At 43.7% G+C, this 18,314-nt stretch carries 15 protein-coding genes and 11 tRNA genes; 21 read left to right on the plus strand and 5 right to left on the minus strand.

What is annotated here, in order from left to right:
- Window positions 1–40: 40 nt before the first annotated feature.
- The 6 genes from BJP37_RS11365 (at window position 41) to BJP37_RS11390 (ending at window position 1,808) form a co-directional block, all read left to right on the plus strand.
- Window positions 41–115: transfer RNA gene (locus BJP37_RS11365), tRNA-Met, on the plus strand.
- Between the two features lie 4 nt (window positions 116–119).
- A tRNA-Trp gene (locus tag BJP37_RS11370) sits at window positions 120–190 on the plus strand.
- 4 nt (window positions 191–194) lie between these two features.
- A tRNA-Glu gene (locus BJP37_RS11375) sits at window positions 195–269 on the plus strand.
- Window positions 270–273: 4 nt separating this feature from the next.
- Window positions 274–346 (plus strand) — tRNA-Asn (locus BJP37_RS11380).
- A gap of 31 nt (window positions 347–377) precedes the next feature.
- Window positions 378–452: transfer RNA gene (locus BJP37_RS11385), tRNA-Phe, on the plus strand.
- A 276-nt stretch (window positions 453–728) separates the two neighbouring features.
- Window positions 729–1,808 (plus strand): RNA-guided endonuclease InsQ/TnpB family protein, encoded by a 1,080-nt coding sequence (locus BJP37_RS11390; protein ID WP_075898857.1) that lies wholly within the window; start codon window positions 729–731, stop codon window positions 1,806–1,808.
- On the opposite strand, the gene BJP37_RS38970 is transcribed toward BJP37_RS11390, so the two are convergent.
- Window positions 1,796–2,239 (minus strand): hypothetical protein, encoded by a 444-nt coding sequence (locus tag BJP37_RS38970; RefSeq protein ID WP_158069533.1) that lies wholly within the window; start codon window positions 2,237–2,239, stop codon window positions 1,796–1,798. The genes BJP37_RS11390 and BJP37_RS38970 overlap by 13 nt on opposite strands.
- Window positions 2,240–2,312: 73 nt before the next feature.
- Here BJP37_RS38970 and BJP37_RS11395 point away from each other — a divergent pair.
- The 9 genes from BJP37_RS11395 to BJP37_RS11425 all read left to right on the plus strand — a co-directional run bounded on the left by BJP37_RS11395 (window position 2,313) and on the right by BJP37_RS11425 (window position 6,137).
- Window positions 2,313–2,389 (plus strand) — tRNA-Leu (locus BJP37_RS11395).
- Between the two features lies 1 nt (window position 2,390).
- Window positions 2,391–2,464: transfer RNA gene (locus BJP37_RS11400), tRNA-Pro, on the plus strand.
- Between the two features lie 533 nt (window positions 2,465–2,997).
- A tRNA-Leu gene (locus BJP37_RS11405) sits at window positions 2,998–3,071 on the plus strand.
- Window positions 3,072–3,073: 2 nt separating this feature from the next.
- Window positions 3,074–3,150, plus strand: a tRNA-Met gene (locus BJP37_RS38975).
- 318 nt (window positions 3,151–3,468) lie between these two features.
- Window positions 3,469–4,104 (plus strand): hypothetical protein, encoded by a 636-nt coding sequence (locus BJP37_RS11410; protein WP_070392546.1) that lies wholly within the window; start codon window positions 3,469–3,471, stop codon window positions 4,102–4,104.
- 54 nt (window positions 4,105–4,158) lie between these two features.
- Window positions 4,159–4,228, plus strand: a tRNA-Gln gene (locus tag BJP37_RS11415).
- 604 nt (window positions 4,229–4,832) lie between these two features.
- Window positions 4,833–5,279: a riboflavin biosynthesis intermediates N-glycosidase gene (ybiA, locus tag BJP37_RS11420; RefSeq protein ID WP_075898859.1), complete on the plus strand. Its 447-nt coding sequence runs from the start codon at window positions 4,833–4,835 to the stop codon at window positions 5,277–5,279.
- A gap of 253 nt (window positions 5,280–5,532) precedes the next feature.
- A tRNA-His gene (locus tag BJP37_RS38980) sits at window positions 5,533–5,606 on the plus strand.
- A 111-nt stretch (window positions 5,607–5,717) separates the two neighbouring features.
- Window positions 5,718–6,137, plus strand: a complete 420-nt coding sequence (locus tag BJP37_RS11425) for a hypothetical protein (RefSeq protein WP_075898861.1) — start codon at window positions 5,718–5,720, stop codon at window positions 6,135–6,137.
- 112 nt (window positions 6,138–6,249) lie between these two features.
- Here BJP37_RS11425 and BJP37_RS11430 read toward each other — a convergent pair whose 3' ends face one another.
- A complete protein-coding gene (locus tag BJP37_RS11430; protein ID WP_075898863.1) occupies window positions 6,250–7,260 on the minus strand; it encodes a PAS domain S-box protein in 1,011 nt (336 codons plus the stop codon).
- A 249-nt stretch (window positions 7,261–7,509) separates the two neighbouring features.
- On the opposite strand from BJP37_RS11430, the gene BJP37_RS11435 reads away from it, so the two are divergent.
- Together BJP37_RS11435 and BJP37_RS45315 are read left to right on the plus strand one after the other, a co-directional pair.
- Complete coding sequence (locus BJP37_RS11435) at window positions 7,510–8,931, plus strand: GTP-binding protein (RefSeq protein ID WP_075898865.1); 1,422 nt, start codon at window positions 7,510–7,512, stop codon at window positions 8,929–8,931.
- A gap of 171 nt (window positions 8,932–9,102) precedes the next feature.
- Window positions 9,103–9,210, plus strand: coding sequence for a hypothetical protein (locus BJP37_RS45315; protein WP_499884373.1), 108 nt, complete (start codon window positions 9,103–9,105; stop codon window positions 9,208–9,210).
- 489 nt (window positions 9,211–9,699) lie between these two features.
- Here the strand turns inward: BJP37_RS45315 and BJP37_RS38985 are convergent, their stop codons facing one another.
- The 3 genes from BJP37_RS38985 to BJP37_RS11450 all read right to left on the minus strand — a co-directional run bounded on the left by BJP37_RS38985 (window position 9,700) and on the right by BJP37_RS11450 (window position 13,583).
- A complete protein-coding gene (locus tag BJP37_RS38985) occupies window positions 9,700–9,876 on the minus strand; it encodes a hypothetical protein (RefSeq protein ID WP_158069535.1) in 177 nt (58 codons plus the stop codon).
- Window positions 9,877–10,114: 238 nt separating this feature from the next.
- Complete coding sequence (locus BJP37_RS11445) at window positions 10,115–11,731, minus strand: iron uptake porin (RefSeq protein WP_075898869.1); 1,617 nt, start codon at window positions 11,729–11,731, stop codon at window positions 10,115–10,117.
- Window positions 11,732–11,975: 244 nt separating this feature from the next.
- Window positions 11,976–13,583 (minus strand): sensor histidine kinase, encoded by a 1,608-nt coding sequence (locus BJP37_RS11450; RefSeq protein WP_214607753.1) that lies wholly within the window; start codon window positions 13,581–13,583, stop codon window positions 11,976–11,978.
- Window positions 13,584–14,225: 642 nt separating this feature from the next.
- On the opposite strand from BJP37_RS11450, the gene urtA reads away from it, so the two are divergent.
- The 4 genes from urtA (at window position 14,226) to urtC (ending at window position 18,223) form a co-directional block, all read left to right on the plus strand.
- Window positions 14,226–15,518 carry an urea ABC transporter substrate-binding protein gene (urtA, locus tag BJP37_RS11455; RefSeq protein WP_075898871.1) on the plus strand — a complete coding sequence of 431 codons (1,293 nt, stop codon included), beginning with the start codon at window positions 14,226–14,228 and terminating at the stop codon, window positions 15,516–15,518.
- Between the two features lie 194 nt (window positions 15,519–15,712).
- Window positions 15,713–16,882, plus strand: a complete 1,170-nt coding sequence (locus BJP37_RS11460; RefSeq protein ID WP_075898873.1) for an ABC transporter permease subunit — start codon at window positions 15,713–15,715, stop codon at window positions 16,880–16,882.
- 14 nt (window positions 16,883–16,896) lie between these two features.
- Window positions 16,897–17,073 carry a hypothetical protein gene (locus tag BJP37_RS38990; protein WP_158069536.1) on the plus strand — a complete coding sequence of 59 codons (177 nt, stop codon included), beginning with the start codon at window positions 16,897–16,899 and terminating at the stop codon, window positions 17,071–17,073.
- On the plus strand, window positions 17,057–18,223 hold the full coding sequence (urtC, locus tag BJP37_RS11465) for an urea ABC transporter permease subunit UrtC (RefSeq protein ID WP_075898875.1): 1,167 nt from the start codon (window positions 17,057–17,059) through the stop codon (window positions 18,221–18,223). Before BJP37_RS38990 ends, urtC begins: the two co-directional genes overlap by 17 nt.
- Window positions 18,224–18,314 lie beyond the last annotated feature (91 nt).

An 18,314-nucleotide genomic window follows, 5' to 3' on the forward strand; every position in this document is an offset into this window, starting at 1 on the left:
TGCAAATCCTGCTCCAATCAGTGACTCCAATCAGTGACCTAGCAGCGTAGCTCAACGGTAGAGCACCTGGCTCATAACCAGGAGAGTGCGGGTTCGAGTCCCGCCGCTGCGACCACATACGGAGATGGTGTAACTGGCAACATGACGGTCTCCAAAACCGTTGATCTGAGTTCAAATCTCAGTCTCCGCGCTCCCGTGCCGTAGGCAAATTTGGTTAAGCCGCGTGCCTTTCAAGCAGGTGATTGCGGGTTCGATCCCCGTCGGCACGATGAATGCCCTGTAGCTCAGTTGGAAGAGCAGCGAGCTGTTAACTCGATGGTCGCGGGTTCGATCCCTGCCAGGGCAGTCAGGAGGGGTTTCATTTTTATCCTTTGTATCCCCCGGTAGCTCAGTTGGGTAGAGCGCTCGCCTGAAAAGCGAGAGGTCGTCGGTTCGATGCCGACCTTGGGGGACTGTCACTTGCTATTGCAAGTGCTAAATGCCGGATGGACGATTGGCAAGTCGCCGTGACTCTGAATCACGGAGAGCGATAACTTAGTTGAGGATTTGCAGTACAATACGGTACTATAAGTATGTCGTTAACTGTAGTTAAGTGACTAAGTATCTCAAGCTAAGAGTTGCTGCGGATTATCTAGGCGTTAACGTCAGAACGCTAGAAAGATGGGAAAATCAAGACATGTGTATGGACTAATAAAATACGAAACTCAAATCAAGAATGACCCAGACTTATGCGACGAGCATATCAAACAAGATTAAAGCTCAATAACAGACAAAAGACCTTGATGGCTCGACACGCGGGCTATTATAGGTGGGTTTGGAATTGGGCTTTAAATATGTGGAATGAAGCCTATAAAGCCGAACTCAAACCTTCGGCTAATAAGCTGAAAAAATTTTATACCCATCATGTTAAACCTCAATACCCCTGGCAGTCTACCTTAAGCTCTAGGGTTTATCAATTTGCCTTCAGGCACTTATCAGAAGCATTTAAACGCTTTTTTAAAGGCGTGGCTAAACATCCGAAGTTTAAGAAAAAAGGTAGAAATGATAGCTTTACCTTAGATAATTGTGGAAAAGTCATGGAGTTTTCAGGAACTCGATTAAAACTACCTTTTATTGGATGGGTTAGCACTTATGAACCACTGCCAGAAATCCAGACGAAGCGGGTGACAATCAGTCGAGTAGCCGATTCTTGGTATATTTCTGTATCCTACGAGTTTGAACCTAAAGCTACTGTGAAATCTAGAGAACACCTGGGTGTTGATGTTGGAGTTAAAGTTCTGGCTACTTGCTCGGATGGAACTGTGTTTCCTAATCCCAGGGCTTATAAACAAGCCCAGAAAAAACTGGCTAGACTTCAACGAGAACTTTCTAGAAGAAAACTAGGTTCTGCTAACAGAAATAAAACCAAGCTAAAGCTTGCGTTAGCTCATCAAAGCATTGTTAACATCCGCAAAGATACAATCCACAAACTTACCTCTTGGCTTTGCAAAAACCACGCAGTCATTGGATTAGAAGATTTAAATGTTTCCGGTCTGTTGAAAAACCACAAGCTAGCGGGTGCGATCGCTGATTCGGCATTCTATGAGATTCGTCGTCAACTCGAATATAAATCCGAGTGGTACGGGTGCCAACTGGTATTTGCAGATAGGTTCTATCCATCAACTAAAACCTGTTCAAGCTGTGGTCACATTCAAGAAATGCCACTGAAAGAACGAGTTTTTAATTGTGAGGCTTGCGGTTACACCGCTGATCGCGATTTGAATGCAAGTCGTAATTTAGAACGATACGCCGGGGGCTACCTGGTTTGAGCCTGTGTTAGTGGGAAGTGCCGACACCCCACGCAATCCCAGTTATCTGGAAGAAAGCAGGAAGGGAACTTTAATACGGTTTGAGCCGTGTTGTGTAAGTTTTCCGTAGCAGGTTGGTTCGAGTCCAACTCCGGCATTCTATTGTTGAAAGTTAACCGGTTGTTCGCCTTTGGCGTTCCCGTAGGGTAGGTTAACCGGTTGAAGGTTAACCGGTTGTTCGCCTTTGGCGTTCCCGTAGGGTAGGTTAACCGGTTGAAAGTTAACTGGTTGTTCGCCTTTGGCGTTCCCGTAGGGTAGGTTAACCGGTTAAAGGTTAATCGGTTGTTCGCCTTTGGCGTTCCCGTAGGGTAGGTTAACCGGTTGTAAGCTTCAACCAAACAACCTAGGCTACTTCGGACGCCAAAGGCGAACAACCTTGGCCAATAGGCCACGCTACGCGAACAACCAAACAACCTTTAACCTTCAACCCAAATGACTTTTGATAGCAACTTGGTATCAAATTATGCTCCTGTAGCCCAATTGGCAGAGGCGACCGTTTTAAAAACGGTCAGTTGTGGGTTCGACTCCCACCAGGAGTACCAACGGGGTGTAGCGCAGTTTGGTAGCGCGCTTGCTTTGGGAGCAAGATGTCGCAGGTTCAAATCCTGTCACCCCGACTTTACCCCTGTGATGGAATTGGTAGACATCACTCCCCCAGAACGAGTGTCTTGCAGGATGAATGCTTCCCCCACCTGCTAAGCGAGGTGTGGGTATCCGTCTTGATTACAAGGGCACTTATCCCTCGCGACAGGCGGCATTCTCGCCGAACAACCAGGACTTTTGCTGGATTGTTCCCCCAAGTCGTTTCCGCTATAGGGCTTATGTTTAGGAACTTTTACCTAGAGTCTGACGTGTATAAACCGACTACAAAGGATTTACAGGCTTGATTTTCCTTTCGTTAAGAGGTCGTGCCTCCAGGTTGCTCAGAATCTTGTTCTGCCCTTTGCCGTACCGCTCAAGATAGATAAATTATATCACAATTTGCCGCTCCTTGAACCCCACCTGCGTTCTCGTGGTGGGGGAATGCGTCGCTCATTTTTGTTCAAATCCTGTCGGGAGTAGCAATTATCCAGATGTGGCGCAGTTTGGTTTAGTCCAGTTGACCAACAGTCAATTGGTCATAAGCGGAAATTCTGCCCCTCGGATCCAAACCCCTGTAGCCCAATTGGCAGAGGCTCTAGGCTTAGAACCTAGGTGTTGCTGGTTCAAATCCAGTCAGGGGTATCGCAGGGATGGAGCAAGAGTAGGCTCGCCAGGTTCATACCCTGGAAATCAGTGAGTGCAACTCTCACCCCTGCCACCAATTTGCAGGCATGATCATATATCATCTCTGCTTGAATACTTATTATTGAAAGGAGTTCGTCAATTTTAAATTGTAAAGTAACAAATTAAAATTAACAATTAATGATTTACATGACTCTAACTATTAGAAGTATATCCTGACTACTATTGCTAGGTTTGAATAATAGTAAAAATCTTCATAACTCTTTCCCACTGTTCCCTGTTCCCTGTTCCCTGTTCCCTTTTTAGATAAATACTATGTTTACCTAATAAGTTAACTAACAGCAGGGTTTACAAGTGATTAGCTAGGAGATACAAATGAAGAGATAAGGAGGGTAAAATGACAACTATGACTGTCACAGATGCTCTAGCAGAGTTAACCTTGCTGCAAAAGCGCATTGACTCAGCCAGAGCAGCTTTGGACAACAACACCTTAATTTCTGTGGTTGAAGTCGGTCAAGTGCCAACAGGCTTCAAATCACGAGAAGATTATGAGATAAAAGCTAAAGCGGCTTTGCAAAAAGTGGATGCCTTGATTGCCAGAAGGCGGACGATCAAGAGAGTAATTGTCTTATCCAATGCTTCTACAATGGTTACGATTGCTGACCAAGAGATGACTGTGGCAGAAGCCATTGAGATGAAGATGTTTATCATGTATTATGAAGCAGTTATCGGTACTATGCAGTCAGCTTATACTAAAACCCTGAATCAGTATAAGATGGCACAAGCACGAGTCAAAGAAAGACTTGATAAACTAGCTTTGGAAGTGTTGGGGCAGAATGCATCGGTTGGTTCACAGAAGTATCAATCCTTGGCAGATAGCTTTCTAGCTAGAGAAGGGGTTGAACTACTCGATCCCACTAACCTGGCTGAAGAGCTTGAAAGACGACAAACCTTTATTGAACAGTTCAAGTCAACAGTTGATCGAGTACTCTCTATTAGCAATGCCAGGACAATGATCGAAATTCCCGATTAAAATAGTGATAGGTGCTGGTCACTCGAAAATCTCTAAATTTATGGTTTTTAAGTAAGATGGATAGCTCATGGTAGGGCACATGATTTTGGTTCATGAAGTGTTGGTTCAAATCCGACTCCATCTTCGGATAAATTTAAAGGTCAAAGGTTAAAATTTAACCCTTAAACCTCAATCATCAAACCTTAGCTTATCAACTTTCAAACCATAAAATTCAACCATCGATAAAATCCAGGGACTATGGTTGTAGGTTCCATAAAACCTTGAGGTTTCCACCTGGCTGAGTGGTCAGCATTCTCACCTTTTTAAACAATGGGTATCAATCGGGAATCGGGAATCGGGAATCGGGAATCGGGAATCGGGAACTAACCCAACTATAGCAATTCTACGACTTGTGAGGTACAAATATCTGGGTTAATGGGAGCAGGGAGCAGGGAGCAGGGAGCAGGTAAGAGAAACCATTCTGTGTACCTCATGAGTCCTAGAAACGCTATATACTTGATATCATTACTTAATTCAGCAACGCAAATTTGCTAGTCTCATTAGTCAGCAACGATTATAGCAATAATAAATCAATTATAAAAAAAATATCGTTTTTTATATTACCCAAAATCTTTCTATACTTGATTAAATCTTGTCTCTTGCCTCTTGCCTCTTGCCTCTTGCCTCTTGCCTCTTGCCTCTTGCCTTTCCTTAAGGGAGTATATTCACAATTGAAATAAAAATACTATATGACAATTTATTTTTACGGTACTCGCCAAAAACCCTATGGTTGTTTTTCCAACTTCTCCCGACATGGCTTTGAGCTAGATGAATTGTGGTGGGCTACTAGTGAGCATTTCTTCCAAGCCCAAAAATTTGTGACTACTGATTCCTCTTGGTATGACAAAATCCGTAACGCAAAAACACCAAAGGAAGCAGCAAAAATGGGACGGGATCGCTCTCATCCTCTTCGTGATGATTGGGAAAAAGTCAAAGATGAGATTATGCAGCGAGGAGTGTTACGAAAATTTGAAACCCATGGTGATCTTCGCCAGTTACTACTTGGTACAGGTGATCAGCTAATTGTTGAGAATTCACCCATAGATTATTACTGGGGTTGTAGTGCTGATGGTAGTGGTAAAAACAAGCTAGGAGAGATTTTAATGACAGTCAGGGCAATATTGCGTGACAAGTAACTTGATGTTAACGATAGCATTTTTATTTGAGTTGTGAACAGAGGATTTATAGAAAAAGGGAGCAGGGAGCAGGGAGCAGGGAGTAGTAGGAAAGAGATCCAAAAAGTTTTGATGTTATGAACAATCTTGCAAAAGTATTTTTATGATACTGTTTGCGTCAATTCTTGTCCACTGTTCCCTATTCCCTGTTCCCTGTTCCCGACTTCTGCAAGAAGTCTAATAATTAGGAATTTGTATTGTTTTAAACAACTTGGTGTCTGAAGCCAAAGTGGTCGCGGCGCTGGTTTGTGGAACCAGTCATAACGGGTTCAAGTCCCGTCAGACACCCTTAGGTGCGACCCGTGATTGCTCGCCATCACGGGTCGCACCTGTTAAAACAGATTCAAAATGTCTTAAACTAATGGCAAATGTATAGTTATAACATCAAAGAAAATTTCTATGCAGCTTGGTCCCGGTTTATTAATAACATTTTTGTACTACTTCACCTGCACAACCCTCATTACCACTGTATTTTCCTCGCAAGTTTTGAGGCTAAGTCTGGTGACAGGGATGCCCTATAGTGTTGGTGTAATTTTTGGCCTAATCGGTGGTTTATTAGGTACCTACTTCAATCGAACCGTTACAGTATCCCTAGAATTCAAGAGTAAGAAAGTTTTTAGCGCTGCTCTCCAGGATGCTCTGACCGAGATGGGGTTTGAGGAAACATCAAAGCTAGAAGATTTTGTAGTTTACCAACGCCCAGCCCTCAGTAATATTTTTTCTGGTAAAGTTTTTGTACAAATTGGTAAAGGGAAAGCTACCATTGCTAGCCGTTCCAGAAATATTAAGCGAATCAGCCGTAAACTATCAAAGAATTAGAGACACTATCCATAATTTTTATAAAACCTATTTTTTAAACAACCTTGCGATAAATAAATATCATGGAAATAGTATGGCTATAGCCAACACACTAGAGAATACACCATAGAACCTAACCGCTTAAATGATTAAGTCTTCGCAAAGCTCCAATGATTACTAACTTACCGTATAATTTAGTTCGGGATCCATAAATTTCTACGTTAATCCTGCTACCATCTTTACACTGACCAGGAAAGGTAAAGTATAGATTTTTACCCTGACCCTGAAGACAATTAGTGATTCGTTCATCGACAAATTTACGCTTGTCTTCTGCCACCACTTGTAGTAATGATTGCCGAGAAATAAGTTCACCAAAGGAATAGCCAAAAATTTCGGCCATTTTGGGATTAACATATAGAAAATTACCTTTACTATAAATTATGTAAATTCCCAGAGAAGAGAAATTATCTGAACTCTCAGTGAGCTTATTTGTTGGGGATAAAACTGGAGATTTCTGAGGAGACTGTTGCCCTAGCTGTTGTTGTTGACTGTGGAGTTGAGCATTCTCTAAGATCAAAGCCATGGACTCAGCAGTCATTTCCATTAAACGGGCAGATTTAGAGCCAAAGTGTCCCGCCTGGGAATGCATTAGGGTGATAATGCCTAATAACCTCTTACCCCTGAGAATAGGTACAGCTAATACTGAGCGTACTTGATAGGGCTGATCAGGTAAGGTAAGCCAGCGGTCATCATCGATAGTGTCCTTTATCAGCCCAACTTCGCGATGGCGGCTAACCCAACCAGCTAAACCTTGGTCTAGAACCTGACCAATGATCTGCTTTTTATATCGTGGGAGGGTTGCACCGCGAGCTAGAATACTCTCAGTGACCACACCATCAGTATTGAGTAAAAACAGGCTACTCTCCTCTGCCTTAGTGAGGCGACCAGCAACGTGGAGTATATCTTGTAACAAAGCTCTAAGCATCAGGGAGCCAGAGGCTGTTTGCATTATGGTGCCATAGGTTTTAAATAGCTGATGTTGAGCACTGAAGACAATTCGTGTAGCTTTAAGTTGATCCACTTGTCGGCGCAGTGCTTTCAATTCCTGAATCAGCTGTTGTTTAGATTTATTCAGATCACTCATAGTTACCTCCATCAATCAGCCTGCGCCAATCCCACATTAGTCTACAGGCTTATAGCAAGTTGCGTTTCTGACGTTTAATTTACCTATGGGATCAGGAGGACTTGGGGGAATTTTCCGCTCTTCCCAATTCCTTTTTGTTTATTCTTTGACTGCAACTTGGTATCAGGTAATTGCGATCGGATAATGGGTATTTTCTCATCAACGGTTAGGTCAAAATAGTAACTGTAACTCGTCTTTCCCTATTTAACCTTGAGTTATCCTCGCTCTTCCCAATCTAAACCAGCTGCTGGTAATCAAACATCCTATGGCACCAACAACCAGCAGAAAAATCTCTTCAACCGCACTCGTGCCAGTTTACAGCAAGCCTTGTCCTGGTACAGCAATTTTCATCGGTCCCAGGGGAATCCTGCTAATGTGGAAATGCAAGCCTTGCTGCAAACTGAATTAGAGGTTTTGCAGTCTAGCCTAGACAAACTTGACCAAGGATTGATTCGCATTGCCGCTTTTGGTTTGGTTAGTCGTGGTAAGTCAGCAGTAATTAATGCATTGCTGGGAGAAAAAATTCTTAAAACTGGTCCGATTCACGGTGTCACTCAATGGCCGAAGTCAGTACAGTGGACACCTAGGTCCGACAGTGAAGTCCTCTTGGAGTTGATTGATACGCCAGGATTGGACGAAATCCATGGGGAAGTCAAGGCGCAGATGGCGCGGGAGGTGGTATCCCAAGCCGATTTAATTTTATTTGTGGTGGCTGGTGATATCACTCGCACTGAATATCAAGCTCTTTGTGAACTGCGGCAAAGCCAAAAGCCTCTAATCTTGGTATTTAACAAAATTGACCTCTATCCAGAACAAGACCGGGAGGCAATTTATCAACAGTTGCAACAACTGGGTACCGGTAGTCCCAAGGATCGGCGTTTACAAAAGATGTTGTCAGCGGATGAGATTGTCCTAGTGGCAGCAGAACCAGCTTCTATGGAAGTACGGGTGGAGTGGCCTGATGGTAGAGTGACCTATGAATGGGAAACTCCACCTCCGAATGTGGATCAGCTTAAACAGAAAATTTTCAGTCTACTTAACCGAGAAGGGCGATCACTTTTAGCCCTCAACGCTCTATTTCAAGCCCGCAATGCTCAGAATACTATTGGCAAAAAAGCCATTGAGTTACACAAAACGGAAGCAGAAGACTTAATCTGGCAGTTTGCCCAGTACAAAGCACTAGCAGTCGCCCTCAATCCGATTGGAATTTTAGATGTTTTAGGGGGTACTGTGACTGACTTGGTGATGATTCGTTCTCTAGCGCGGCTGTATGGTCTACCCATGACTAGCTATGAAGCAGGTAAGCTATGGCAAAAGATTTTGATCAGTTCTGGAGGCTTACTGCTAGGTGAACTGGGTACCAGTGTGCTTTTTGGTGTAGGTAAGAGTGCATCAGTAGTTATCGGTCCGAGTGGCTTGGGTGCCTTTGCTGGGGCAGCAATTACCCAAGCTGGAATTGCGGGTTATGGGGCTTATGCTGTTGGTCAAGCGGCACAGGTTTATCTCGAACAAGGTTGCTCTTTCGGACCACTAGGAGCAAGTACCGTCATTAAAGAAATTCTAGACCGGGTGGAGCCAGACACTATTGTTTTTCGTCTGCGGCAAGAATTGGAAAGACAGCTAGGAGAGTGATAAAACTTAATTCCTTAACCTTTTCCCTAATTTTACCTAAATTTTACACCTGGCAAGTTTTTTACCGGAGTCGTAGATTGGGCATGTGTAGATATTCAACAGAGAAAAATCACTGCCAGCCAATCGGGATTGAGGAGAACACTCATGTTCCAAAGACTAATTCAAGCCGCCATGCTCACTTTATTGCTTCACCTAATTGCAAACCTGACACCACCAGACTCTCAACAGCCTGTCAATTTGTCACCCTCAGACGTGAAACTTGTCTATGTCTTGAGCTAGACCATCGGTCAGTGTTCCAAACCGATTTTTATGGGGGTTATGGGCTGGATAATTATCTATGGTTAATTCTCCATGGTTCATTAGTTTTCATTAGTACTGTTGCAATGAACTATGAACCATGAATCTTAGATTTTACCATAAGAGTAATGGCAGATTTAATGGCAGGTAAACCAAATAATAGGCGGTTTTTCCAGGTCATTCCTATTTGAAAATTTGTAACTAATAATTCTCGATAAAATTTGGTAATATTGCCATATAGATCAACCTACATTTTACCGGTAACAAATTTGATAGTTTTTTGTTTTGTTAATTTTTGGATTTCAAATAAGATTGATATTTGAATTTAATCAATAAAACTCCTAGTTCATAGATATCAATTCTTTGTTCAGTTTGTTATAAAAGTTTTTTTGAAAATAGATTTTATAGTTTTATCCTATACTATAGCCAACCATTTCCTCAAAGTCATCAAAATCTATATCAGTCTTTAGTTCAATCAATGACTATTCTGACACAGCCTGTTGTAGGATGTTTTTGGGTAAGGGAAAATAATTGGTACTTTTCAGGAGAGTTGTTAACGTCGATATCAATGGGATAGCGAAAATTATTAGAGCGATGCCGCAGAATCAGGTAATCACCAGGCTGGATACCTTTTCCTTGTCCTGCCATCTGACCCCTTCGTGATCAATGGAATCAAAGAAATAGTCACGTTGTAAGCATATGCGCGTAGCGCATATGCTTACCAATAATGTGCTGATAGGGAGCCCGGTTAACTTCTTATAAGTCTTGGCTTTTCGTGACTTGAAAGTTGATCATTTTCAATTTTCAATTTTCAATTTTCAATTTTCAAGTCACAGCCATGGGCTCTACAGTATTAGAAGTAATTAACCGGACTTGGGATTAGGTCTTAGAATTTGAATGTAGTTCTCAAAGCACCAATCACGACATCCTCGTTATCACTGTCTCCAAAGGGAGCAGCAATCCAGATTAATCCGGGAGTAATCGAGATATTATCATTTACCTGATACTTGTAGAAGCCTTCAACATGAATGGCGGTATCATCATCACCACCAACATAAGGCTCAGAACCAGCGATTATACCAAGTAAGTTACCTTCTTTGCCAAAGTCTGGTAATGCTAGTCCTAGACCGTAGTACCAAATCTCAGCATCACCATTGCCACCAGAAGCTTGTTCAGCATCGGTGTAGCCACCATAGGCATTAATTACTAAATTGGGAGAGAATCGAAAAGAGGCTTCTACGCCGTAGGAGTTAGTGTTGGCCGTTACATCTCCTCCCTCACCAAAGGGTGCCCTGGCGTTTTCAGTTCCGACACCTGTATCAAAGATAGCGTTGCCATCATCAAAGTCATTGAAGTAGGCACGAACGTAGGTGAAGGCTAACTGGAAGCTGTCGCTAGGGGAAAATGTCAGCTGACCTAAGGCAGAAAACTCACCATTGAATAAACCCTGACCTTCAGAGGGGTCAAAGGAATTGCCACCAAAGTAACCTGCACTCAATACTACCGCATCGGCGAGGCTAAAGTTGATGCCTAGTCCACCACCTGCGCCTAAACCAATTTTATAGATGGGGCTAGATTCAGCATAGCTGGAAAGAACACCACTAGCACCAGTGAAGTCATCCAGGTAGGGGCTGATGGTGGGGACGAAATCTTGCCAAAGGGGAAACGCAGCTGGCAGATAAACATCAATATTATCCCCAATCGGGAAGTAGTAGGCTAGCCAACCAATACCCAGATCGTTGCCGCTGTCAAAGCTGTAAGTAAAGGCACCTTGGTCTGTGCCATCAAAGGTAGCTGCATTACCGGCATCCAGACGGGTGTAGAGCGCATCTTTACCGGTGAAACTGGAGACAAACGCTAAACGTACCCGGTCTTGGAACACGACTTGGTTGTCACTGTCTTCACCAAAGGCGTTGGCAATAGAGAAGACCACTTCCCCTTCTAGCTTGGTGGTGGTAGAAAACTGATGGTCTTCTAAAAATGCCACCCGTCCTTCTAAGTTATCGACTCGTGCACCGAGAGTAGCCAATTCTGATTCAAACTCCTGAATCAGCCGTTGCAGGGTTTCTAAGTCTTCACGAGTGATAAAATCAGCGGTAGACGCAGCAATTAAACGCTCAATTTGGTTCAAGCAAGCATTTAAACCAGCGGCAAATTCATACCGGGTTGTTGCCCGATTCCCACGAAACGTGCGATTGGGGTATCCTGCAATACAACCGTAGCGCTCTACTAAACTCCGTAGCGCTTCATAAGCCCAGTCTCCAGGAGAGACATCACGCAGTTGGGAAACACTGGTGACTTGACCCATAGAAGCTGAGTCTTGTTTACTCTGTTTGATGAGTTTATCAACCGACACCTGCTTTGATTGTGCAGGCATTTGCGACCGGTTTACTGAATCAATGATTTCTGAAACCTCTTGTGCGATCGCTACCTCAGATGCTGCCCATTGGGATACCAACATCAATGGACTCATCAGCAACATCGAGCGTAATTGTTTATTCATTGTTCTCACTCACACCTGTCATCAGTCTAATGGATGAAAGTAACAAAGCTCTGACCAGGTGTTTGTAGTCTTTGATACAAAAGATTACTTATATAGTTGACTGTTGATGGTACGCTGTCAGGACTTAGGTACAACTGCCCAGCAAACCCTATAAGTAATAGGAATTCTTTACTTGTAAGCATATGCGCTACGCGCACGCTGCGCGAACAGCCGTCAGCTATCAGCTAATGGGTTAGGTCAGATTTTATCTGGGCAAACTAATGACAAACTCGGCTCCCTGACCAGGTTCTGAAGCCACCTCAATTTTCCCCCGATGGTGGGTAATAATTTGGTAGCTAATGGCCAGTCCCAAGCCAGTTCCCTTACCTGGGTCTTTGGTAGTGAAAAATGGGTCAAAGATCCGGTCTTTAATTGCTGCGGCAATCCCAGGGCCATTGTCAGCGATTCGGATAACTACCCAGTTTTGGTCAACTAGCTCAGTTTGAATCCGAATGGTGAAGACTGGGGATGGGAAAGATTCGACACTCTTGTGTTCTATAGCATCAAGGGCATTTTCCAAGATACTCATAAATACCTGATTCAGTTGAGCTGGGTAGCAATCCACCAAAGGTAAATCCCCATACTGCTTGATCACCTCAATCCCTGGCTTGAGACGGTTGCTGAGCAGAACGAGGGTATTGTCAATTCCTTCATGGATGTTAACCGGTTTGATCTTGGCTTCATCCAATCGGGAAAAATTCCTCATCGAAAGCACAATTTCACGAATGCGCTCAGCTCCCCCTTTCATGGAAGCGATGATTTTAGGCAAGTCTTGGGCCAAAAATTCCAGATCAATCTCTTCTAGCTGATTTTGAATCTCTGGGTCAGGGTTGGGATAATACTGCTGATAGAGTTCCACCAGAGAGAGTAAATCCTCAATATAATCACTGGCAAAGAACAGATTGCCGTAGATAAAGTTGATCGGATTGTTCATTTCATGGGCAATACCAGCCACCATAGTACCCAAACTGGACATTTTTTCGTTTTGAATCAGCTGGATTTCCGTTTGCTGGAGTTCCTGGGTGTAGTCAGCCATACCGTGAATCAGCTGATTGAGAGAAGTCGCTAAGACACCCACTTCATCTCGGGTCGTGACTGGTGCTTGCAGGGTGAAGTTAGACTCCTGTTTGACCTGTTCGGTGATCTCAGTCAGGCTTTTGATTCGCTGTGCGATCGCATTACTGGTATGAATAGCTAATAGGATTGCGATCGCAACTGAGAGGATCATACTGCTGAAGATGATCCCAAAGCAGCACTGCTCAGCACGGTTGAGGGCACTCAAGGCTTGCTTCTGTTTGACTTGAGCTGCTCTAATCAGCTGGTCTGACTTCTCAAAAAAGCGTTCTAGGGCAGTGGTTAAGTCAGGATTGTTCTGTTCTAACAGTTGCTTTTGGCCAAGTTTAAGCTGATCATCAGCTGCGACCGGTGGCGAATTTAATTCGCCACGGTCAAGGGCACCTAACAACAGGGATTGAATGAGAGTGTTGTAGGAATCAATAATGATCCTGTAGGTCTTCACTAAATCCAGTAACTGATTGGTATTCGTATGAGAACAGGTCTCAAACTCTCTGACAAACCCTTCCCCTTCCAAAAGCAGTTGCTGAGCATGGTCAATTTTCTCTTGAACCAGCTGTAGGTCTTCCATGGGAACAGCAAGCGCACCTAAGTAGGCATAGGAACGTAAGTCTAAAATCGCGATTTGTAAATTTTTCAGGAGATGTTCTTGTTTTTGGGAACGAGTGAGTTCAGCCAGTGCTGCCTTTTGGTAATGCTGGCCAATCCCTAATCCAGTCGTTGTTCCCAAAATGGCCAAACCAATGGAGAGTGCATACCCAACAAAAACTTTCTGCCTAATGCTTGCACTGGCTAGGAATTGATTGATCCAGCTGATTCTGGATGCCCCTGAGTTAGGGTGACATCCAGTGTGAAATCCTTGGAAATTCTCCCCTGACAAAGCTTAAATCTCGCCAAATGTTAGCCGATGAGCCGAAGCGTGTTTATTAATACATCAACCTTATGGTCAATCTGTACACTGAGTTACAAGACAACAGTAAGTTTATAAGTTGAGCAATAAAACATGAATAGATGATGCCTAATGACTTTAACATGCTATTTTTAGGCAAAACTATGCTTTTTTCCAGGTTATTTAACCATAGTAACAGATACTGGCTTCGCTTGCTCTCTCTTGCTTTTGTAAATAAGGTTTTGCTTATCCAGACTGTAAAGAGTTTATTAACAGAATGTGAATAGATAATGCTCACCATGGGTAGATCTGATCCAAAAAAATGTTAAAAAATGTTAAAAAATGTTGATTTTTCATGAACTGATCGAAAGTTTAGGTTTTTTGTATCCTAATTAACAGTTTACTTGCCATTCTAGGTCTAACATCACACCCTAGCTTCGCAATTTTTTCAATGAGGCTACAGCCAAATTTGGTAGAGGATGGTACGAAAGTATGGTAAGTGGATTAGGACGACGTAAATTTCTGCTTTATAGCTCAGCGGCATTGGGAACCAGTCTTCTGTTGAAGGCTTGCGCTGAAGACAGCTCGGGTCCTTCAGAGGCTAGTGCTGGTGGGGAAGATACAATCAAAGTGGGTATTCTCCACTCCCTGACTGGCACCATGGCAATTAGTGAGACCACTGTGGTGGAAGCTGAAAAGCTTGCTATCAAGGAGATTAATGAAGCCGGGGGAGTATTAGGCAAGAAAATTGTGCCTATTGTTGAGGATGGTGCGTCTGACTGGCCAACCTTTGCTGAGAAAGCGGCCAAACTGATTGATAAGGATCAAGTCGTTACTATTTTTGGTTGCTGGACATCCGCTAGCCGTAAGGCTGTGCTACCTGTGTTTGAATCCAAAGACCATATGCTGTGGTATCCTGTGCAGTACGAAGGGCAGGAATGTTCCAAGAATATTTTCTACACAGGTGCTGCACCAAATCAGCAGATTGAGCCAGCGGTAGAGTGGTTGCTGGAAAACAAGGGCAAAAAGTTTTTCTTAGTGGGCTCGGATTATGTTTTCCCTCGCACCGCTAACACAATTATTAAGGAGCAACTCAAAGCTCTGGGTGGAGAGACCGTGGGCGAGGATTACCTTCCCCTTGGTAATACAGAAGTTACCCCGATCATTTCTAAGATTAAAGCCGCACTACCAGATGGTGGCGTCATCTTCAACAGTCTCAACGGGGATAGTAACGTCGCTTTCTTCAAACAACTCAAAGGTGCTGGACTGACTCCAGATAAATATCCCACTATGTCCGTGAGTATTGCGGAAGAGGAAGTCCGGCAGATTGGTCCAGAATTTCTAATTGGTCAGTACGCCGCCTGGAACTATTTCCAATCCGTCGATAGCCTTGATAATAAGCAGTTTGTGGAAGCCTTCAAAGCCGAGTATGGCGAAGACCGGGTAACCAACGACCCCATGGAAGCGGCTTACATTATGGTTTACCTATGGAAGCAGGCGGTAGAGCAAGCTGGAACTACTGACCTAGAGCCTGTGCGCAAAGCTGCTATCGGTCAAAAATTTGGCGCACCAGAAGGACCAGTAGAGATGTATCCGAATCATCACATTTCCAAGACAGTGCGCATTGGTGAAATCCAAGCCGATGGTCAGTTCAAAATTGTCTCATCCACTCCTAAACCCGTTCCTCCCATCCCCTGGAATCAATATGTAGCGGAAACGAAAGGGTATGGGTGTGACTGGACTGATCCCAATAAGGGAGGAAAGTACAAAAAGGAGAAAGCATAAGTTATCAAGGATGAATTATGACCTATGAAGTAAACTACTTAGCATTTAAAATCGAGTTTTGTTAGTTGAGTGTTGAGTGCTTAATGTAAACTTCAAAAACAGAAAAATAAAGTAGTTTTCACCATTCATAATTCATCCTGCATAATTAACCATTCATAATTCATCCTTCATAATTCATAGTTAATTATTAAATTGTGCTGCCACTTTTAGAAGGAATTTTTAACGGGATTAGTATTGGCTCCGTGCTACTGATTGCTGCCCTAGGACTAGCGGTTGTCTTTGGACTGATGGGCGTGATTAATCTTGCTCACGGCGAGTTAATGATGTTGGGCGCTTATACAACTTATGTTGTCCAAAATACCTTTAAAGCCTTTTTGGGCGATTCGTTGTTTAATGTCTATATATTTTTTGCCCTGCCCATAGCTTTTCTGGTGGCAGCGTTGGTAGGACTGGTATTAGAGAGGGGGGTGATTCGTTATCTATATGGGCGACCCTTGGAAACCCTTCTCGCTACTTGGGGAGTAAGTTTGATATTGCGGCAGTTTGTCCGCAGTGTGAATTGGGTATTGGTGATTGGGATTGGGGTATTTTGCCTGCTGTTTTTTGGGTCAAGGTGGGTTCTCAGTCGTCGTTTAGATTGGCAGAGAATTCGCAATTGGGCGATGGCTTTGATGGTATTCTTATCTCTAGGAATTGCCATGGTAACCGGGGTGTTGTTAGGACAAACGGGTCAACGGGGAATTACTCGACCTTGGTTTAGTGCCAGAAATGTAGACGTGACTCCACCAGCATGGCTTCAAGGGGGATTTCCGATTGGTAACTTCCAATTGCCTTATGCCCGGATCTTTATCATTATTTTGACGATTATTTGTCTATTGGGTACCTACTGGTTCTTAAATCGCTCCAGTTGGGGATTACGGATTCGAGCGGTTACCCAAAATCGCAATATGAGTGCTTGCTTAGGTATCCCAACACAAACGGTAGATGCGTTAACATTTGCCCTAGGTTCTGGTTTAGCTGGTGTAGCAGGTTGTGCGATTACATTACTAGGTTCTGTCGGTCCCAATACTGGTCAAAATTATATCGTCGATACCTTTATGGTGGTGGTGGTTGGCGGTGTCGGAAACTTACTGGGAAGCATAATAGCCGCCCTAGCAATTGGTACACTTACCTATCTGCTTGGTTCGGGAAGCATAGCCTTTATGTTGATGCCAGTAGAGTTCCTTAAACCGGTAACGGACTTCTTTACTTTCTTTGCAACTACTAGTATGGCAAAAGTTATGGTCTTTGCTTTAATTATTACCTTTTTACAAGTGAGACCTTCAGGAATATTCCCACAAAAAGGACGCACGGCAGAATTATAGCGTTTATCGTACTTATGAGGTACAGTAAATTGTATTGCCCCGATTCCCGACTCCCGACTCCCGACTCCCGACTCCCGACTCCCGACTCCCGACTCCCGACTCCCGACACCCTACTCCCTTTGCCAACGTACCTCACTAAAATGATAAATGCTATAGTTGTTATTTTCATAAATTATGACGTATGTATCTAGAACACAAGCTATTAAAAAGCAGCGGCGACGAAAGTTAATCATAGAAATAGTAGCAATCGTAGCAATTGCTCTAGTTTTCGCGTTATTAATGCCAGCGATTTTGCCGGATTTTCGCCTCAAGCTGTTGGGGCGTTTTTTGTCATTATCTATTGTCGCGATAGGGATTGACCTGATTTGGGGGTATACCGGACTGCTGAGTCTAGGACATGGTATATTTTTTGCCTTGGGGGGCTATGCCTTTGCTATGCACCTCAAACTGCAATTACCAGAAGGAGAAATACCGGAATTCTTTACCCTCTATGGAGTGAAGGAACTGCCATTCTTCTGGCAGCCATTTTATTCGTTTCCTTTCACCCTAATTGCTATTGTTTTAATTCCCAGTATCGTGGCTGGATTGCTGGGTTATCTCGTATTTCGTAACCGGATTAAAGGGGTTTATTTCTCGATTTTAACCCAAGCCGCACTGCTGGTTTTATTCAATTTTTTCAATGGACAGCAAAAGCTAATTAATGGTACTAATGGGTTGAAAACTGATACAGAAACCCTGTTTGGGATGTTAGTAAGTTCCAAACAAGCTCAGTTAGCTTTCTACGAAATTAGTATCCTGTGTGTGGTTCTGATCTACTTATTGTGCCGTTGGTTAACCAGTGGACGCTTTGGTCGGTTGTTAATTGCTATACGGGATGATGAGAATCGGGTGCGTTTCTCTGGCTACGATCCTACGGGATTCAAAGTCCTGGTATTTGCGGTTTCTGGGGGAATCGCTGGAGTGGCTGGGGCGCTTTATACGGTACAATCAGGGATTGTTACCCCCAGCTATATGGAAGTAGCTTTTTCCATTGAGATGGTGATTTGGGTGGCTGTGGGAGGACGAGGAACTCTAGTCGGAGCAATTCTGGGAACTTTATTAGTCCGACTAGCTCAAACCTTGTTGAGTGAGCAATTTCCTGAAGTTTGGCTATTTTTCCAGGGCGCGCTGTTCCTAATTGTAGTGACAGTACTGCCTAATGGTATTGTCGGCTGGTTGCGAGACGAGGGAATTGAACAAATGCGATCGCTTTTTGGTACCGAAAAACCAGTGATAACAACTTACCCCAGCCTAGAAAAAGACCCAGTAGTCCAACGGGAAAAAGAAGAGGTTGGTCGTTAAACTGGTCTTGATTTACAGCGCTCTTCATTATCGGGAGTCGGGAGTCGGGAGTCGGGAGTCGGGAGTCGGGAGTCGGGAGTCGGGAGGCGGG

Origin of the sequence: Moorena bouillonii PNG (genome assembly GCF_001942495.1) — a bacterium.
Taxonomy (GTDB): Bacteria; Cyanobacteriota; Cyanobacteriia; order Cyanobacteriales; family Coleofasciculaceae; genus Moorena; species Moorena bouillonii.

Bases quoted from the DNA above. Each gene is read 5' to 3' on its own strand.
- BJP37_RS11425 (WP_075898861.1), top strand. From the start codon at position 5,718: ATGCAGCTTGGTCCCGGTTTATTAATAACATTTTTGTACTACTTCACC.
- ybiA (WP_075898859.1), top strand. From the start codon at position 4,833: ATGACAATTTATTTTTACGGTACTCGCCAAAAACCCTATGGTTGTTTT.
- BJP37_RS11390 (WP_075898857.1), top strand. From the start codon at position 729: ATGCGACGAGCATATCAAACAAGATTAAAGCTCAATAACAGACAAAAG.
- BJP37_RS11410 (WP_070392546.1), top strand. From the start codon at position 3,469: ATGACAACTATGACTGTCACAGATGCTCTAGCAGAGTTAACCTTGCTG.
- urtA (WP_075898871.1), top strand. From the start codon at position 14,226: ATGGTAAGTGGATTAGGACGACGTAAATTTCTGCTTTATAGCTCAGCG.
- BJP37_RS38985 (WP_158069535.1), bottom strand. From the start codon at position 9,876: ATGGCAGGACAAGGAAAAGGTATCCAGCCTGGTGATTACCTGATTCTG.
- urtC (WP_075898875.1), top strand. From the start codon at position 17,057: ATGACGTATGTATCTAGAACACAAGCTATTAAAAAGCAGCGGCGACGA.
- BJP37_RS11430 (WP_075898863.1), bottom strand. From the start codon at position 7,260: ATGAGTGATCTGAATAAATCTAAACAACAGCTGATTCAGGAATTGAAA.
- BJP37_RS11445 (WP_075898869.1), bottom strand. From the start codon at position 11,731: ATGAATAAACAATTACGCTCGATGTTGCTGATGAGTCCATTGATGTTG.
- BJP37_RS45315 (WP_499884373.1), top strand. From the start codon at position 9,103: ATGCTCACTTTATTGCTTCACCTAATTGCAAACCTGACACCACCAGAC.
- BJP37_RS38990 (WP_158069536.1), top strand. From the start codon at position 16,897: ATGAGGTACAGTAAATTGTATTGCCCCGATTCCCGACTCCCGACTCCC.